This is a genomic window from Flavobacterium hiemivividum (assembly GCF_004349145.1).
GTDB lineage: Bacteria > Bacteroidota > Bacteroidia > Flavobacteriales > Flavobacteriaceae > Flavobacterium > Flavobacterium hiemivividum.
On sequence record NZ_SMFO01000010.1, the window covers coordinates 22594 to 38950 of the forward strand.

Below are 16357 nucleotides of genomic sequence, written 5' to 3' on the forward strand. Positions count from 1 at the left end.
TTTTCCCTTAAAATAAAAAAGGCAAGTCTTTCAACTTACCTTCTCTATTTCTAGTTTCAAATTCTAAAAGAAACCTAACTTCTTCTTATCGTATGAAATTAACATGTTTTTAGTTTGTTGATAGTGAGCAAGCATCATTTTATGATTTTCACGACCAATTCCCGATTGCTTATACCCTCCAAACGGAGCTCCTGCGGGATAAGAATGATATTGGTTAATCCAAACACGACCCGCTTGAATCGCTCTAGGGACCTGATAAATCTCATGTGCATCACGTGTCCAGAGTCCGGCACCTAAACCATACATGGTGTCATTTGCGATTGCGATGGCTTCCTCAGTTGTTTTAAAAGTGGTAACCGCCAAAACAGGCCCGAAGATCTCTTCCTGAAAAATCCGCATTTTATTATTCCCTCTAAAAAGAGTAGGCTTGATATAATACCCTGTGGTAAGATCTCCTTCTAAGTTATTATCCATGCCACCAGTCAATACTTCAGCACCTTCTTCTTTTCCTAACTTAATATAGTTAAGAATCTTCTCTTGTTGAACAATTGATGTTTGAGCTCCCATCATCGTAGTTTTGTCTAATGGGTTACCCATTTTTATAGCCTCAGTTCTTTCAATAACTCTAGCTATAAATTTATCATATATATCTTCATGTACTAATAATCTTGAGGGACAAGTACAAATTTCTCCTTGATTCAAAGCAAACATTACCGCGCCTTCAATAGCTTTATCGAAGAAATCATCGTCGGCATCAGCAACAGATTTCATGAAAATATTTGGTGACTTCCCTCCTAATTCTAATGTTACAGGTATAATGTTTTCTGTGGCATATTGCATCACTAAACGTCCCGTAGGAGTTGAACCTGTAAATGCAGCTTTTGACACTTTTTTGTTTGTAACTAAAGCTCTTCCCAACTCTGCTCCAAAACCGTTAACAATATTAATAACTCCTGGTGGAAGTATATCTCCTATCAGTTCCATCAAAACTAAAATTGATATTGGGGTACTTTCCGCTGGTTTCAATACCACAGTATTTCCTGCCGCCAAAGCTGGTGCTAGTTTCCAAACCGCCATTAAAATTGGGAAATTCCAAGGAATAATTTGCGCTATTACTCCTAATGGTTCGCTTAGCGCTATGGAAACCGTTTGAGAATCGAGCTCAGCAATCGAGCTCTCTTCAGCACGTATAACTCCTGCGAAATATCTAAAATGGTCAATTGCCAAAGGAATATCTGCTGCCAATGTTTCTCTTATCGCTTTTCCATTATCAACTGTCTCTACTGTAGCGATATACTCTAAGTTATCTTCTATTTTCTGAGCAATTTTATTTAATAAATTGCTTCTTTCAGTAGCCGAAGTTTTTCCCCAAGTTTGAAAAGCTTCATGGGCACTATTTACCGCTAACTCTAAATCTTCCTTAGTCGAATGTGCCGCTTGTGTAAAAACTTTTCCGTCAATTGGGGATACAACATCAAAGTATGTTCCTTTGACAGGTGCTACAAATTTTCCACCTATATAATTATCGTACTTTGCCTTAAACTCAGGTCTTGAAACTATGTTACTCATATCTTGCTATTTTTAATTTTATCAAAAATAATTTAATACTTTCCATCACTATAGCACTATTCTACCAATCAATAGCATTAAATTTTCATATCTATTTTTTTATAGTTATTATTCTGCATAATTAACAAAATATTTGTTTTATAGTGTCAAATCATCAGAATCATTTCTTTCAAAATATGTCAATTCTTCGGTAAAAAACAAAAAAAATAGTTTCTTACTACAAACTGCAATCCTTATATTTGCACCCGACACCAAAGTTCGAACTAACGAAGTAATGTTATTAAAATTGACAGATGAAAATATCCTATAATTGGTTAAAACAATTCATAAAAATAGACTGGAAATCAGAAGAAACAGCTGCATTATTAACAGATCTAGGTCTGGAAGTAGAAATTGTTGAAAAATACCAATCTATAAAAGGCGGCTTAGAAGGTATAGTTGTAGGACACGTACTTACTTGTATCCCACATCCTGATGCCGACAGACTAAAAATAACGACTGTTGATTTAGGAAATGGCGTACCTGTACAAATTGTATGTGGCGCGACTAATGTAGATGCAGGACAAAAAGTCCCTGTAGCAACTATAGGAACCGTTTTATATGACTCCACAGGAGTAGCTTTTACCATAAAGAAAGGAAAAATTCGTGGACAGGAAAGTCACGGAATGATTTGTGCCGAAGATGAGTTAGGTCTTGGACACAACCATGACGGTATCATGATATTAGACAATGAAATTGCGGCTGGAACAAAAGCAGCTTCTGTATTTAAAATAGAAAATGATGAAGTTTTCGAAATCGGACTTACACCTAATCGTGCCGATGCGATGAGTCATCTAGGAACAGCGCGTGATTTAAGAGCGGGTTTAATACAAAGCGGAGTAAACGTAGAACTTATCACGCCTTCTGTCAGCAATTTTAGAGTTGACATGAGAACGCTTAGAATTGATATAAATGTAGAAGAAACCACGCTAGCACCGCGTTATTGCGGTGTTACAATATCAGGAATTGCTGTAAAACCATCTCCTAGCTGGTTACAGCATAGATTGAAAGCAATAGGAATTACACCTAAAAACAATGTCGTAGACGTTACTAATTATGTAATGCATGAATTAGGGCAGCCATTACATGCTTTTGACGCTACAAAAATTAACGGGAAAATAATCGTAAAAACATTAGCTTCAGGAACTAAGTTCACAACATTAGACGATGTGGAGCGAACACTTCATGAAGAAGACCTAATGATTTGCGATGAAAAAGGACCTTTGTGTATTGCCGGTGTTTTTGGCGGTAAAAACTCAGCTGTTTCAGATCACACTACTTCTATTTTCTTAGAAAGTGCTTATTTTAATCCCGTAAGCATACGAAAAACAGCAAAAAGACACCAGCTAAATACTGATGCTTCTTTCCGTTTTGAAAGAGGAATTGATCCTACCATTACAGCATATGCTTTAAAACGCGCTGCTCTTTTAATTCAAGAAGTGGCTGGTGGTGATATTACATCTGATATAATTGATGTTTACCAAAAGAAAATGGAAGATTTTGCCGTATTCTTAAATTTCGGTAATGTTGCCAAAATTATTGGGCAAGAAATTCCAAAAGATACGATCAAACAAATCTTAGTTTCTTTAGACATTAAAGTAAATAGTTTTTCAGAAACAGGACTAGGCTTAACAATACCAGCTTATCGTGTTGATGTACAACGAGAAATTGACGTAATCGAAGAAATCCTAAGAGTTTACGGCTACAACAACATCATTTTTTCTAAAAAACTAAATGCAACAGTATCAAATTCTCCTAGAAATGAAGATTATAAATTACAAAATATAATTGCCGCACAATTGAATTCGCAAGGATTTAATGAAATAATGGCAAATTCATTGACAACGGCTTCTTATATTGAACTTTCTGAAACATTAAAAGAAGAACACAATGTGACAATGCTAAACCCATTAAGTAATGATTTAGCAACCTTGAGACAATCTTTATTATTCTCAGGGCTTGAAGCAATATCTTATAATATCAATCGTCGAAATAGTGACTTGAAATTATTCGAATTTGGGAAAAGCTATCATAAATATTTAACGGGTTTTGAAGAGCACAAACACATGACATTATTTCTTACAGGAAACAAGTCTAAGGAAAGCTGGACTAATGCACAAAAACCTTCCGATTTCTTTTTGTTCAAAGGTTACGTAGATGCTGTTTTGGCTAGGTTTGGAATTCAAAAAACACAAAGTACTCCTGTAACATCAGATATTTTTTCAGAAGGAATTGCAATTGCTACTGGTCATAATGCCTTGGTTGAATTTGGAATTGTAAAAAAATCAATCCTTAAACACTTTGGAATCAAACAAGAAGTATTTTATGCTGATTTTAATTGGACTGTCATTATTAAAATGATCTCCAATAAAATTAAATTCACTGAAATTCCAAAATACCCAGAAGTAAGAAGAGATTTGGCTTTGTTGATTGATCAAAATGTGTCTTATGACAGTATCTATGCGATTGCAAAACAAAGCGAAAAAAGCCTTTTGAAAGAAATCAATTTATTTGATGTTTATGAAGGAAGTAATTTACCCGAAGGTAAGAAATCATATGCATTAAGTTTTATCATACAGGATAATGCAAAAACTTTGACCGATGCTCAAATTGATAAAATTATGGGTAAACTTCAAAAGAATTTTGAAACAGAACTAGGAGCCACTCTTAGATAAATAATTCCTATTATCCATAAATTAAGCCCAATTCTAAAGTTTAGAATTGGGCTTTTTTAATATAAAAAAAGTCCTGTGAAACACAAGACTTTTTAATAAACAAAAAACCAACCTCTTATTTAATACTATGATTTAGGTAATACTACAGTATCTACAACATGAATTACACCGTTTGATTGGTTCACATCGGCAATTGTAACTTGCGACATTGATCCGTTTTCATCAGTAATGTATAATTTTTTCCCTTTCATCCAGGCAGTTAATGTACCACCACTTACTGTTTTCAATTTTGCTATTCCGTTTCCAGCTTTAATTGCTTTAGCAATATCCGAAGCATTCATCTTTCCAGCTACAACATGATAAGTAAGTATTGTTTGTAGCATTTTTAAATTTTCTGGTTTCAATAAGGTTTCAACAGTTCCCATTGGTAATTTAGCAAAAGCTGCATTTGTAGGTGCAAAAACTGTAAAAGGCCCTTTCCCTTGCAATGTTTCTACTAAGCCAGCTGCTTTAACTGCCGCTACTAATGTAGTATGGTCTTTTGAGTTTATTGCATTCTCAATAATGTTTTTCGAAGGATACATTGCTGCTCCACCTACCATTACTGATTTTTGAGCGAAAGAAGTTGCTCCAAATACTAATGCCAAAAAGGCTACTGATAAAAATTTTTTAGTTTTCATAATTCTATTTATTAAGTTATATAAAAGCATTTACGGAGATTAAGAACAAATAGTTTTAAATTATTATAATTATTTTTGTGAAAATCATTTTATAAAATACTAATCACTGATAATTAGTTATTTATATAATAATTGAATGTTATTTTATTTATTTTATAGAGGATTTTAAATCGTGACTATTAACTAAACCACTATCGAGTGAAGTTTCATAGATTTGGTTTGACTGACTGAAAATCGGCGAGGTTGGGAAACAGATATCGACCACAAATTCGAAAATTATTCAAGATATAAGTGTTTTTAAATTTATGAATTTGTGGGCTAAAGTTTTTAGAATTTAAAGCGAGATAGACCTAAAGTATATAGTTTCAAAATGCAAAAATCTAATAAATAAACTTTGAGAATAGTTCTGCTGCCTTAAAAATCATTCTAACTAAATTTATAAGTAAAAAATTACATCTGCTTTAATAAATAGAATATATTTGAATAGTAAAATAGGATCTACGCTTTCCTATAATTACATAATCATCCAAAAAATTAAAACAAAAATTATGAATAAAAATAATGATTTGGGATTGTTAATCCTTCGTATTGCAATTGGGGCAATGATGTTACTTCACGGAATCGCTAAATTAGGAGACGTTTCTTTTATAGAAGGTATGTTAGCTGGAAAAGGAATTCCTTCATTTATTGCTTATGGAGTGTACATCACTGAAATTGTTGCGCCAATACTATTAATTATTGGATACCGAACCCGATTAGCGGCTGTTGTTTTTATTATCGGTACATTAACAGCTCTCTTTTTAGTTCATTCAGCAGACCTGTTTTCATTAAACGATAATGGCGGTTGGAAAATAGAATTGTTGGGCTTATTTACTTTTGCTGCATTGACATTATTCTTTACTGGCGGTGGAAAAATAGCGGCGTCTTCATCCAATAAATGGGATTAAATACCTGATAATCATTTGCAAAGCAAATTTTACTTGCATCATATATTGTGCACTTTAATACATGAATAGCAAAACAAAACCCCTTTCAAAGATTTTCTTGAAAGGGGTTTTTGTCTATTAAATACAGCTAAATTAAATTCCAGCGATTTCTTTTATTTCATCAATTATACGCAATGCCAACGTATCAGCTTGCTCTTGCGTAGGTGCTTCAGTATAAATTCGAATAATAGGTTCTGTATTAGATTTTCTTAAATGAACCCAGTCATTTTCAAAATCAATTTTCACTCCGTCAATCGTGGTGATATCTTCGTTTTTATATTTATCAGTCATAGCAATCAAAATCGCATCAACGTCAATTTGTGGCGTCAACTCAATTTTGTTTTTACTCATATAGTATTGAGGATAGGAAGCACGTAAAGCCGAAACCGACATTTTTTTATTGGCCAAATGTGTCAGAAATAAAGCAACTCCTACCAAGCTGTCACGACCATAATGTGACTCTGGATAAATGATTCCTCCATTTCCTTCACCTCCTATAATTGCATTATTCTTTTTCATTAAATGTACCACATTCACTTCACCTACAGCGCTAGCTTCATAACTTCCGTTGTGTTTGTTAGCAATATCTCTTAATGCACGAGAAGAAGACATGTTAGAAACAGCATTCCCAGGCGTTTTACTCAAAACATAGTCTGCACAAGCCACTAATGTATATTCTTCACCAAACATTTCTCCGTCCTCACAAACAAAGGCTAAACGGTCAACATCTGGATCAACAACAACTCCTAAATCAGCTTTTTCCTTAACCACTAATTCTGAAATATCGGTTAAATGCTCTTTTAATGGCTCTGGATTGTGTGGGAAATGACCTGTTGGGTCACAGTATAATTTCACTACTTCGACACCCATTAATTCTAATAATTTCGGAATAATAATCCCTCCCGAAGAGTTTACACCGTCCACAACTACTTTGAATTTGGCCGCTTTTACGGCATCTACATCCACTAAAGCTAAGTTTAAAACCTCGTCAATATGAATGTCCATGTAGGCATCATTTTCTGTGATTTCGCCTAAACTATCCACATCTGAGAAATCGAATGCTTCTTCTTCAGCGATAACAAGGATCTTCTCTCCTTCGATACTATTAAGAAATTCCCCTTTTTCATTTAATAACTTTAAAGCGTTCCATTGCTTCGGATTGTGTGAAGCCGTAAGGATAATTCCACCATCTGCTTTCTCCAAAGGAACAGCAACCTCAACTGTTGGTGTTGTTGACAAACCTAAATCAATAACGTCAATACCTAAACCAATTAGAGTATTCACCACTAGATTATGAATCATAGGTCCAGATATACGAGCATCACGCCCCACTACAACTTTTAATTTTCCAGTTCTAACAATTGAAGAATCTTCATAGTTTTTTAACCATGTTCCATAAGCCGATGCAAATTTGACAGCATCTACTGGTGTCAAGTTGTCTCCTACTTTCCCTCCTATTGTACCACGTATTCCTGATATTGATTTTATTAGAGTCATTCGTCTAGTTTTTATTATTTAGTTAGTTCCTTTTAATTTCTCACAAATATAATAATTGAGATTTTAAATAAGTCGTTTAGAATTCATAATTTAGGCGAATGAACTTCTTAGCACACATCTATCTTTCTGACGACAATGATTTAATAAAAATTGGCAATTTTATGGCCGATGGGATTCGCGGTAAACATTATTTAAATTACCCTCCTGATGTTCAGAAGGGAATTGTGCTTCATCGCGCAATTGATACCTTTACTGACGCCCATCCCATTTTTAGACAAAGCACTAAAAAACTACATGCCAGATACCATCATTATGCGGGTGTGATTATTGATATTTTCTATGATCATTTCCTGGCAAAAAACTGGGTTAATTACTCGAATGAAAGTTTAGAAAACTATGTTACAGCCTTTTATAAATCTTTATCAGACAACATTCCCATTTTGACCGAAAAAACAATTGGTATGATGCCTTATATGTTAGAAGAAAATTGGTTACTTATTTACCAAACTGTTGAAGGTATCGAACATATATTGACACAAATGGATAAGCGAACAAAGAATCAATCCAAAATGCGCTTTGCGACAGAGGAACTCACAGAGTTCTATACTGAATTTGAGCAGGAATTCACAGTGTTCTTTGAGGAATTGAGAGTACATGCGCAACAAAAATTAATAGAGAAATGAGTTTTATTTCTTTCGAAAAACACTAAGATCAAACCTATTTCTGATATGACTTAAATGTTTAAATAAAATTGCAACAACTAATAAACCAAAACAACCTACAATGTTGAAAAAGATATGAGCATGCAGGAAGCTGTAAATACGCCTCGTTTTCATCATCAATGGCTTCCTGATGAAATCACTTTTGAACCTAATTCTTTTTCAAAAAAAACTATAAAAGAACTAAAAGAAAAAGAGTACAAAATAAACGAAGCTAACAAATAGATAATCAGGCAGTTTGATGCTATCTTAGTCATTCCAAATGGTAAACTGGAAGGTGGTGCTGCTAATAGAAATGACAATAAAGCGGTAGGTTTCTAGAATAAATTATTCCTTTATAAATTGAAAGAAAGATGAAAAAAATCGTTTTACTGTCGTGTGCCGTTATTATTTTTAGCTGTAAATCAAAAAATAGTATTGTCAAGCCTACAGGACTAATAGCAAATAAGGCAATGGTTGTTTCGGCACGTGAAGAGGCTTCTGCAATAGGTGTCGAAATCATGAAAAAAGGCGGAAATGCATTTGATGCCATGATCGCAACCGAATTGGCATTGGCCGTAGCCTACCCCTACGCTGGAAACATTGGCGGTGGCGGATTTATGGTCTATAGAAAAGCAAATGGCGAAAAAGGAACTTTAGACTATCGTGAGAAAGCGCCATTAGCAGCCACAAAAGATATGTTCTTAGATGCAAATGGAAACGTTATTCCAGGAAAAAGTACTAAATCTCCATTAGCTATAGGAATCCCTGGAACAATAGCTGGAGTTTTTGAAGTTCATAAAAAATTAGGTTCTTTACCAATAGCTGTAATTCTTAAACCAGTCATTGAACTGGCAGAACGAGGCGTTGTGGTTACCCAGAAACAAGAAGAGCGCTTGAACAGCTTCCGTAAGGAGATTAATGCAGTTAATGGTCCGAATTCGGTTTTATCGAAAGTGTATATAGAAAAAGACACTATAAAATATCCAGCACTAGCCGCAACATTAAGAAGGATTGCCAAAAATGGCCGCGACGAATTTTACAAGGGCGAAACTGCAAAAACACTAGTGAATTATCTTCAAGAAAAAGGAGCGATTATCACAATGGAAGATTTAGCTCAATATGAAGCGAAATGGAGAACGCCGCTTAGTTTTAAATACAAAGATTTAAACATCATTTCGATGGCACCTCCTAGCAGTGGCGGAATTTGTCTGGCGCAAATATTTAATATGATCGCTCCTTATGATTTGGCTGCAATGGGACATAATTCCTCACAATCGATACAAGTAATTGTGGAAGCAGAACGAAGAGCCTATGCTGACCGAAGCTACTTTCTGGGAGACCCTGATTTTGTCAAAATACCTTTAAAGGCATTAATGGACGACAATTATCTAAAGCAAAGAATGTCTGATTTTAGTTTTGACAAAGCCACTTTATCATCAGATATCAAGGAAGGAAACGTGAATTATAATGAAAGCATGGAAACCACCCACTACTCTATTGTAGATCAATATGGGAATGCTATTGCTGCTACAACCACTTTAAACGCAGGTTTTGGGTCTAAATATTACTGTGATGAGTTAGGCTTTTTCTTAAACAATGAAATGGATGATTTCAGCGCAAAACCGGGAGTACCTAATATGTTTGGACTCGTAGGAAATGAGGCAAACAGTATTGCCCCGCAAAAAAGAATGTTGAGTTCCATGACACCAACTATTGTAGAAAAAAACGGTAAACTATTTATGACTGTCGGCTCTCCTGGAGGTTCGACCATTATCACATCCGTTTTGCAAACGATCTTAAATGTTTATGAATACAATTTAAGTATGCAAGAAGCGGTCAATGTGCCCCGATTTCACCATCAATGGCTACCGGATTTGATCACATTCGAGCCTAATACTTTTAGCACACAAACCTTCGATACATTAAAATCGAAAGGCTATCTAATTAATGAAAAAACAACTCCCGTTATTGGAAAAGTGGATGCTATTTTGGTACTTCCAAACAATAAACTGGAAGGTGGTGCCGACTATAGAGGAGATGATACTGCAGTTGGATTTTAGAAAAATGGGATTCATGAGTGATTTAGAAACTTTATTACAAGAAAACCGCAACGGTGATACAGTAATAATCATCATCCAAATTCTTTATTAGGAAGGCAATTAGATGGGTATTACGGGAATACATAAAAACAAAACTTAGTAAAGTAAAAGAATTTCAAGCTACGCCAAATCTAAAGCTTTTAGGCAGAAAAGAAGCACTTAAAATTTATGGGATCATTAAAATAATAGTAATTTAGCATTTTCAAAAAAAAAAAATTAATGTTCAAAAAGTACCTCACTAAATTAGAAAATATTATTGGCTGGTCGCAATCGATGCTAACCGAAAAGCAATTCATTTTCCTATCAAGTGTATTAGTAGGTATTTCTTCAGCATTTGCGGTGATTGTACTTAAAACATTTGCCCACCAGGTTTACGTATTTGCGACATATATAAATGGAATTTTAAAACTAAGTTTCATAAACAGTGTCTTACCTATTGCGGGTTTACTTTTAACTGTATTTGTGGTAAAACGATTGTTAGGCGGTTCTATCGAAAAAGGGACTTCCCAAATATTATATTCCGTTGCCAAGAAAGCCAGTATAGTTCCAAAAAAACAGATGTATGCCCAGATTGTAACAAGTTCGCTTACTGTTGGACTTGGAGGATCGGCAGGTTTAGAGAGTCCAATTGTTATTGCTGGTGCCGCTTTTGGCTCAAATTATGCACAACGTTACAAACTGAGTTACAAAGACAGAACGCTACTTATAGGTTGTGGTGTTGCAGCCGGAATAGCTGCGGCATTTAACGCTCCCATTGCCGGTGTTCTATTTGCTGTCGAATTCTTACTAGTAGATGTAAGCATCGCTGCTTTTACACCAATTATGATCGCTGCCGCCACGGGTGCTTTGGTTTCAGAAATTATTTTGGATGAATCTATTTTATTAAATTTTAGACAACAACAAGTTTTCGATTATTATAAAATTCCTTTTTATATCCTACTCGGAGTGTTAACAGGTTTTATGTCTGTCTATTACACCCGATATTTTCAAAGAACAGAGCATTATTTTGCCAAAATGAAACTGGGGCCGTACAGAAAAGCAATGGTCGGAGCCTCTATTCTAGCCGTTTTAATTTTTATCTTTCCTACACTCTTTGGTGAGGGATATGAAAGTATTAAAATCTTATCAGAGGACAATCCCGGTGTTATGTTAGAAAACACACTCTTTAGTAGTTTTAAAGACAACAGCTGGGTTTTATTGGTATTTGTTGGTTTAACGATGATGGTAAAAGTTTTTGCGACTGGAATTACATTAGGTGCTGGTGGAAACGGAGGCAACTTTGCGCCGTCTTTATTTATAGGATCCTATCTAGGATTTGTATTTTCGAAAGCAATAAATCTTACTGGATTAACCCACCTACCCGTTAGTAATTTCACTATAGTAGGTATGGCCGGTATTTTGAGCGGATTATTCCACGCTCCACTAACCGCCATTTTCCTGATTGCGGAGATTACCGGCGGCTACAGTTTAATGCTTCCCTTGATGATTGTGGCATCGATAAGTTTTGCCATTTCAAAACGATTTGAAAGACACTCTATGGATGTCAAAGAACTGGCTAGAAAAGGACATGCTTTCACTAGTAATAAAGACACTAACATCCTGGTTACCTTAGATACTAGCTCGATTATCCAAACGGATTATTTAACGGTTACACCTGATGAAAATTTAGAGAAATTAGTAGATTTAATTTCGCATTCGAATCAGGTCATTTTTGCGGTTGTCGATACAGATAAACACTTATTAGGCGTTGTTCATTTCAATAATATTCGGGAAATAATTTTTAATACCTACCGAGTAAAATATACTTTGGTCAAAAATATCATGACCGTTCCTACTGAAATCATCTATCCATTCAATACAATGGAAACGGTGATGAACAAATTTGAACGCTCTAAAATGGCCTTTTTACCTGTGGTGAAAGATGATAAATACTTTGGTTTTATATCTAAATCCGTAGCGCTAGAAGCCTATCGTACCAAATTGAAATCAATGACAATAGAGTAGAAAAACAGCCTACTTTTAACATAAACTTCTACATTGTTCTATCGAAAGAATAAATCAAAATGGTAACTTTGCTTCCGACTATTCGGAATTTGCAAAACTTATGTTAGATAAAGACAATACCATTGAGGTTCAAGGCGCTCGCGTTCACAATCTAAAAAATATAGATGTTTCAATTCCCCGCGAAAAACTAGTAGTAATTACTGGTCTTTCAGGGTCTGGAAAATCATCCCTCGCATTTGATACTATTTACGCCGAAGGACAGCGTCGCTATGTAGAAACTTTCTCTGCTTATGCCAGACAATTCCTTGGAGGCCTAGAACGTCCAGATGTCGATAAAATTGATGGACTATCGCCTGTTATTGCCATCGAACAAAAAACGACCAGTAAAAGTCCGCGGTCAACTGTGGGAACTATTACTGAAATATATGATTTCTTGCGTTTACTGTACGCACGAGCAGCCGATGCTTACAGTTACAATACTGGAGAGAAAATGGTCAGCTACTCTGATGAACAAATCAAAGACCTGATTATTGAAGATTTTACGGGAAAACGAATCAATATCCTAGCTCCCGTTATTCGAGCTAGAAAAGGACATTACGGAGAATTATTTCAGCAAATAGCTAAGCAAGGTTTCTTAAAAGTGCGTGTAAATGGAGATGTTCTCGACATTACCCCAGGAATGAAGTTAGATCGTTACAAAACCCATGATATTGAGATTGTTGTGGATCGTATGGTAATCGAAAATACTCCTGATAATGAAAAACGATTAAGCGAAAGCATCAATACTGCCATGCATCATGGTGAGAATGTATTAATGGTCCTAGATCAAGATTCGCAGGAAGTTCGCTATTTTAGTAGAAATTTGATGTGTCCCACAACCGGAATATCCTATCAAAATCCAGAACCGAATTTATTTTCTTTCAACTCTCCAAAAGGAGCTTGCGATCATTGTAAAGGACTGGGAACAGTAAACGAAATCAACACCAAGAAGATTATTCCAAATCCTAAATTGTCTATAAAAGCGGGTGGTTTTGCGCCTTTGGGCGAATACAAATCGTCCTGGATTTTTAAGCAATTAGAAATCATTGGCGAGAAATATGGTTTCAAAATCACTGATGCTATCGAAAAAATTCCGGAGGAAGCAATGGAAATGATTTTGAATGGAGGGAAAGAAAAGTTTACCGTAAACTCTAAAGATTTAGGTGTTGCCCGAGATTACAAAATTGACTTTGAAGGTATATCCCATTTTATAAAAAACCAGCACGACGAAAGCGGTTCTACAACTATCAAAAGATGGGCTAAGGAATTCATGGACGAAATTCCATGTCCTGTTTGTGATGGTTCTCGTTTGAAAAAAGAAGCACAATTCTTTAAAATCGACGAGCAAAATATCACCGAATTGTGTGCGATGGACATTTCTGACCTGACCGCATGGTTTCATGATTTAGACAGCCGACTATCTGATAAACAGCAGCGTATCGCCACTGAGGTAATCAAAGAGATTAAGGACAGACTAAACTTTTTAATGAACGTAGGTTTAGATTATTTGGCTTTAAGCCGAAGTTCAAAATCACTTTCTGGTGGTGAAGCACAACGTATTCGACTAGCAACTCAGATAGGTTCTCAATTAGTAGGTGTCTTGTATATTTTGGATGAACCAAGTATCGGTTTACACCAAAGAGACAATGAAAAGCTGATTCATTCACTCGAACAGTTACGCGATATAGGGAACTCAGTTATTGTGGTCGAGCATGATAAAGACATGATTGAACAAGCCGATTATGTTATCGATATTGGTCCGAAAGCCGGAAAATATGGAGGCGAGATTATCAGCATTGGTACACCAGCCGAAACTTTGGCTTCTGATACTATCACAGCTCAATATCTGAACGGAAAAATGAAGTTTGAAATTCCGAAAAAGCGACGAGAAGGTAACGGAAAATTTTTAAAATTATCGGGTGCCACAGGAAACAACTTGAAAAATGTTACTATCGAGCTGCCGTTGGGGAAAATGATTTGCGTTACTGGAGTATCGGGAAGCGGCAAATCGACCTTGATCAATGAAACGCTCTACCCTATTTTGAACGCCTATTATTTTAATGGCGTAAAAAAACCGCAGCCCTATAAAAAAATCGAAGGTTTAGAACATATTGATAAAGTTATCGATATTGACCAAAGCCCAATAGGAAGAACACCGCGTTCTAATCCTGCTACTTATACTGAGGTATTTACCGAGATCAGGAAATTGTTCACCATGACTTCAGAGAGTATGATTCGTGGCTACAAAGCGGGACGTTTTAGCTTTAATGTAAAAGGCGGACGATGCGAAACTTGTCAGGGTTCTGGTGTGCGTACCATCGAAATGAACTTTTTACCAGACGTTTATGTAGAATGTGAAACCTGCCAAGGAAAACGTTTTAACAGAGAAACTCTGGAAATTCGTTTCAAAGGAAAATCCATTTCTGACGTGTTGAATATGACCGTGGATGAAGCAGTTCCGTTTTTCGAAATGATTCCGAAGATTTACCGCAAAGTAAAAACCATCCAAGATGTAGGTTTAGGATATATCACTCTTGGCCAGCAAAGCACCACACTTTCGGGCGGGGAAGCACAACGTATCAAATTAGCAGGAGAATTATCCAAAAAAGATACGGGAAATACCTTTTACATACTGGACGAACCCACTACTGGACTACATTTTGAAGACATTAGAGTATTGATGACTGTTATCAACAAATTAGTTGACAAGGGAAATACCATCCTGATTATCGAACATAATATGGATGTAATAAAACTAGCGGATTATATTATAGATATTGGTCCTGAAGGCGGAAAAGGCGGCGGAAAAGTCGTTGCTAAAGGAACTCCCGAAGAAATAGCAGACAATAAAAAAAGCTATACGGCGAAGTTTTTGAAAAAGGAATTGCAGTAAGAGTTTTTAAACACAGCATTCACAGATTTTTTAGTTAAAAACTAATCCATAAAATTTTATTCCATATTCCGATAGCGATCGGAATATGGAATTTTACCAAGTGTTAAGTATCTAGATTGTTTAAGATAACTTCTTCACTAAAATCAGATAAAATTAATCCGCCGTTTTCTTCTCCTCTTTTTTCATATCTAAGTAGGATTTCATAAATAGCACAGCTACCGCCAACCTAAACAGTCGATAAACCCAAATATTCACTTCCCAAAAGAAGATTTTAGGAGTGATTCTAGCATCAAATAAGGATTGAATAAAAGAGAATAAAAAGATAAGCGCTAATATTAAATATACGGTCTTAGAGATTTTCATAGTGAAATAGTTAGGTGTTTTTTCTTTCTATTGTTTTTAATATACCCCCGCAAACCTGGCCTCCGAAAGCTGCAGGAAGAAGGGATAGTATTTTTTTTTGGTTAGAGATTACTTTCATAGTTTTTTCTATTTAGTTGGTCTTTTTCAATTTAAATTGTCCAGTAAATAACAAAGTTACTCCACCGCCAACAAAAGCTCCAGTTAAAAAATCAATTCCGTCATTCTCGAAAGAAAGGTGCAATATAATTCCAATTATCACCAGAACTAACCCAATAATTCTAACTCTATTCATATTCTTTATTTTTTAATTTTCTCATACATAATTCCTTCACAGTTATCTCCGTCACCAATAGTTATCGATATTGCAAAATTATTGTTTTTTTCAAATAAAGGCTCTACAGTCAGTCCTTCAAGTTCAATCAAGCAATACTTGTCTTTTTTGTTAAAATAAGTTGACCATTTACCTATAACATTCTTTTTAGTTTCATTTAAGTCTCTATCATTTGAAAAGATTGTGTCTCCCAAACTACTCGGATTTTCTTCAAATAATAATTTGTATTTCATATTTTCAGTAAGTTCAATTCTTACTGGCCAAACGTCGTAGCTATCATTTAAAAATGATTTAGATTTCCTGCTTAGCTCATATTTCCCGATTAAACTTTCCTTAGTTGGTTCCTCGATTAATGCGGAATATCCGTTTTGCCACCTACAAAATAATGGATGGCAACTTGTAAATAAAAACAATAATACAATTACTACTCTGAATTTCAAATCTGTCTTTTTTCTAGCATTTCTGCCAATGGTTTGCTATT

General features: G+C 35.3%; 12 protein-coding genes and 2 pseudogenes. 8 read left to right on the forward strand and 6 right to left on the reverse strand.

What is annotated here, in order from left to right:
• Positions 1-63 precede the first annotated feature (63 nt).
• The gene (locus tag E0F98_RS12450) at positions 64-1569 is read right to left on the reverse strand and encodes an aldehyde dehydrogenase family protein (RefSeq protein ID WP_132111957.1); all 1506 of its coding nucleotides are present in this window, start codon (positions 1567-1569) and stop codon (positions 64-66) included.
• Between the two features lie 293 nt (positions 1570-1862).
• Here E0F98_RS12450 and pheT point away from each other — a divergent pair, with 293 nt between their 5' ends.
• A complete protein-coding gene (gene pheT, locus E0F98_RS12455; RefSeq protein ID WP_132111959.1) occupies positions 1863-4283 on the forward strand; it encodes a phenylalanine--tRNA ligase subunit beta in 2421 nt (806 codons plus the stop codon).
• Positions 4284-4408: 125 nt separating this feature from the next.
• Here pheT and E0F98_RS12460 read toward each other — a convergent pair whose 3' ends face one another.
• Positions 4409-4963 carry a fasciclin domain-containing protein gene (locus tag E0F98_RS12460; RefSeq protein WP_132111961.1) on the reverse strand — a complete coding sequence of 185 codons (555 nt, stop codon included), beginning with the start codon at positions 4961-4963 and terminating at the stop codon, positions 4409-4411.
• A gap of 548 nt (positions 4964-5511) precedes the next feature.
• Here E0F98_RS12460 and E0F98_RS12465 point away from each other — a divergent pair.
• Entirely contained in the window at positions 5512-5910 is a 399-nt protein-coding gene (locus E0F98_RS12465; protein WP_132111963.1) for a DoxX family protein, read from the forward strand.
• A 132-nt stretch (positions 5911-6042) separates the two neighbouring features.
• Here E0F98_RS12465 and glmM read toward each other — a convergent pair whose 3' ends face one another.
• A complete protein-coding gene (gene glmM, locus E0F98_RS12470; protein ID WP_132111965.1) occupies positions 6043-7446 on the reverse strand; it encodes a phosphoglucosamine mutase in 1404 nt (467 codons plus the stop codon).
• A 98-nt stretch (positions 7447-7544) separates the two neighbouring features.
• Between glmM and E0F98_RS12475 the strand changes: the two genes are divergently transcribed.
• The 6 genes and pseudogenes from E0F98_RS12475 to uvrA all read left to right on the forward strand — a co-directional run bounded on the left by E0F98_RS12475 (position 7545) and on the right by uvrA (position 15182).
• Positions 7545-8129 (forward strand): acyl carrier protein phosphodiesterase, encoded by a 585-nt coding sequence (locus E0F98_RS12475; RefSeq protein ID WP_132111967.1) that lies wholly within the window; start codon positions 7545-7547, stop codon positions 8127-8129.
• An 87-nt stretch (positions 8130-8216) separates the two neighbouring features.
• A pseudogene (locus E0F98_RS12480) lies at positions 8217-8486 on the forward strand (gamma-glutamyltransferase); the annotation flags it as partial.
• Between the two features lie 32 nt (positions 8487-8518).
• The gene (gene ggt, locus E0F98_RS12485) at positions 8519-10207 is read left to right on the forward strand and encodes a gamma-glutamyltransferase (RefSeq protein WP_132111969.1); all 1689 of its coding nucleotides are present in this window, start codon (positions 8519-8521) and stop codon (positions 10205-10207) included.
• A gap of 83 nt (positions 10208-10290) precedes the next feature.
• Positions 10291-10443: pseudogene (locus tag E0F98_RS16320) on the forward strand (DNA alkylation repair protein); the annotation flags it as partial.
• 22 nt (positions 10444-10465) lie between these two features.
• Entirely contained in the window at positions 10466-12250 is a 1785-nt protein-coding gene (locus tag E0F98_RS12495) for a chloride channel protein (RefSeq protein WP_132111971.1), read from the forward strand.
• Between the two features lie 100 nt (positions 12251-12350).
• Positions 12351-15182, forward strand: coding sequence for an excinuclease ABC subunit UvrA (uvrA, locus tag E0F98_RS12500; RefSeq protein WP_132111973.1), 2832 nt, complete (start codon positions 12351-12353; stop codon positions 15180-15182).
• A 153-nt stretch (positions 15183-15335) separates the two neighbouring features.
• Here the strand turns inward: uvrA and E0F98_RS12505 are convergent, their stop codons facing one another.
• The 3 genes from E0F98_RS12505 to E0F98_RS12510 all read right to left on the reverse strand — a co-directional run bounded on the left by E0F98_RS12505 (position 15336) and on the right by E0F98_RS12510 (position 16316).
• Positions 15336-15545, reverse strand: coding sequence for a hypothetical protein (locus tag E0F98_RS12505; protein WP_132111975.1), 210 nt, complete (start codon positions 15543-15545; stop codon positions 15336-15338).
• Between the two features lie 130 nt (positions 15546-15675).
• Complete coding sequence (locus E0F98_RS16060; protein ID WP_165929317.1) at positions 15676-15837, reverse strand: hypothetical protein; 162 nt, start codon at positions 15835-15837, stop codon at positions 15676-15678.
• A gap of 5 nt (positions 15838-15842) precedes the next feature.
• Positions 15843-16316, reverse strand: coding sequence for a hypothetical protein (locus E0F98_RS12510; RefSeq protein WP_132111977.1), 474 nt, complete (start codon positions 16314-16316; stop codon positions 15843-15845).
• Positions 16317-16357 lie beyond the last annotated feature (41 nt).

Coding starts and splice junctions, on each gene's coding strand:
- E0F98_RS12450 (WP_132111957.1), bottom strand. CDS start 1,569: ATGAGTAACATAGTTTCAAGACCTGAGTTTAAGGCAAAGTACGATAAT.
- pheT (WP_132111959.1), top strand. CDS start 1,863: ATGAAAATATCCTATAATTGGTTAAAACAATTCATAAAAATAGACTGG.
- E0F98_RS12460 (WP_132111961.1), bottom strand. CDS start 4,963: ATGAAAACTAAAAAATTTTTATCAGTAGCCTTTTTGGCATTAGTATTT.
- E0F98_RS12465 (WP_132111963.1), top strand. CDS start 5,512: ATGAATAAAAATAATGATTTGGGATTGTTAATCCTTCGTATTGCAATT.
- glmM (WP_132111965.1), bottom strand. CDS start 7,446: ATGACTCTAATAAAATCAATATCAGGAATACGTGGTACAATAGGAGGG.
- E0F98_RS12475 (WP_132111967.1), top strand. CDS start 7,545: ATGAACTTCTTAGCACACATCTATCTTTCTGACGACAATGATTTAATA.
- ggt (WP_132111969.1), top strand. CDS start 8,519: ATGAAAAAAATCGTTTTACTGTCGTGTGCCGTTATTATTTTTAGCTGT.
- E0F98_RS12495 (WP_132111971.1), top strand. CDS start 10,466: ATGTTCAAAAAGTACCTCACTAAATTAGAAAATATTATTGGCTGGTCG.
- uvrA (WP_132111973.1), top strand. CDS start 12,351: ATGTTAGATAAAGACAATACCATTGAGGTTCAAGGCGCTCGCGTTCAC.
- E0F98_RS12505 (WP_132111975.1), bottom strand. CDS start 15,545: ATGAAAATCTCTAAGACCGTATATTTAATATTAGCGCTTATCTTTTTA.
- E0F98_RS16060 (WP_165929317.1), bottom strand. CDS start 15,837: ATGAATAGAGTTAGAATTATTGGGTTAGTTCTGGTGATAATTGGAATT.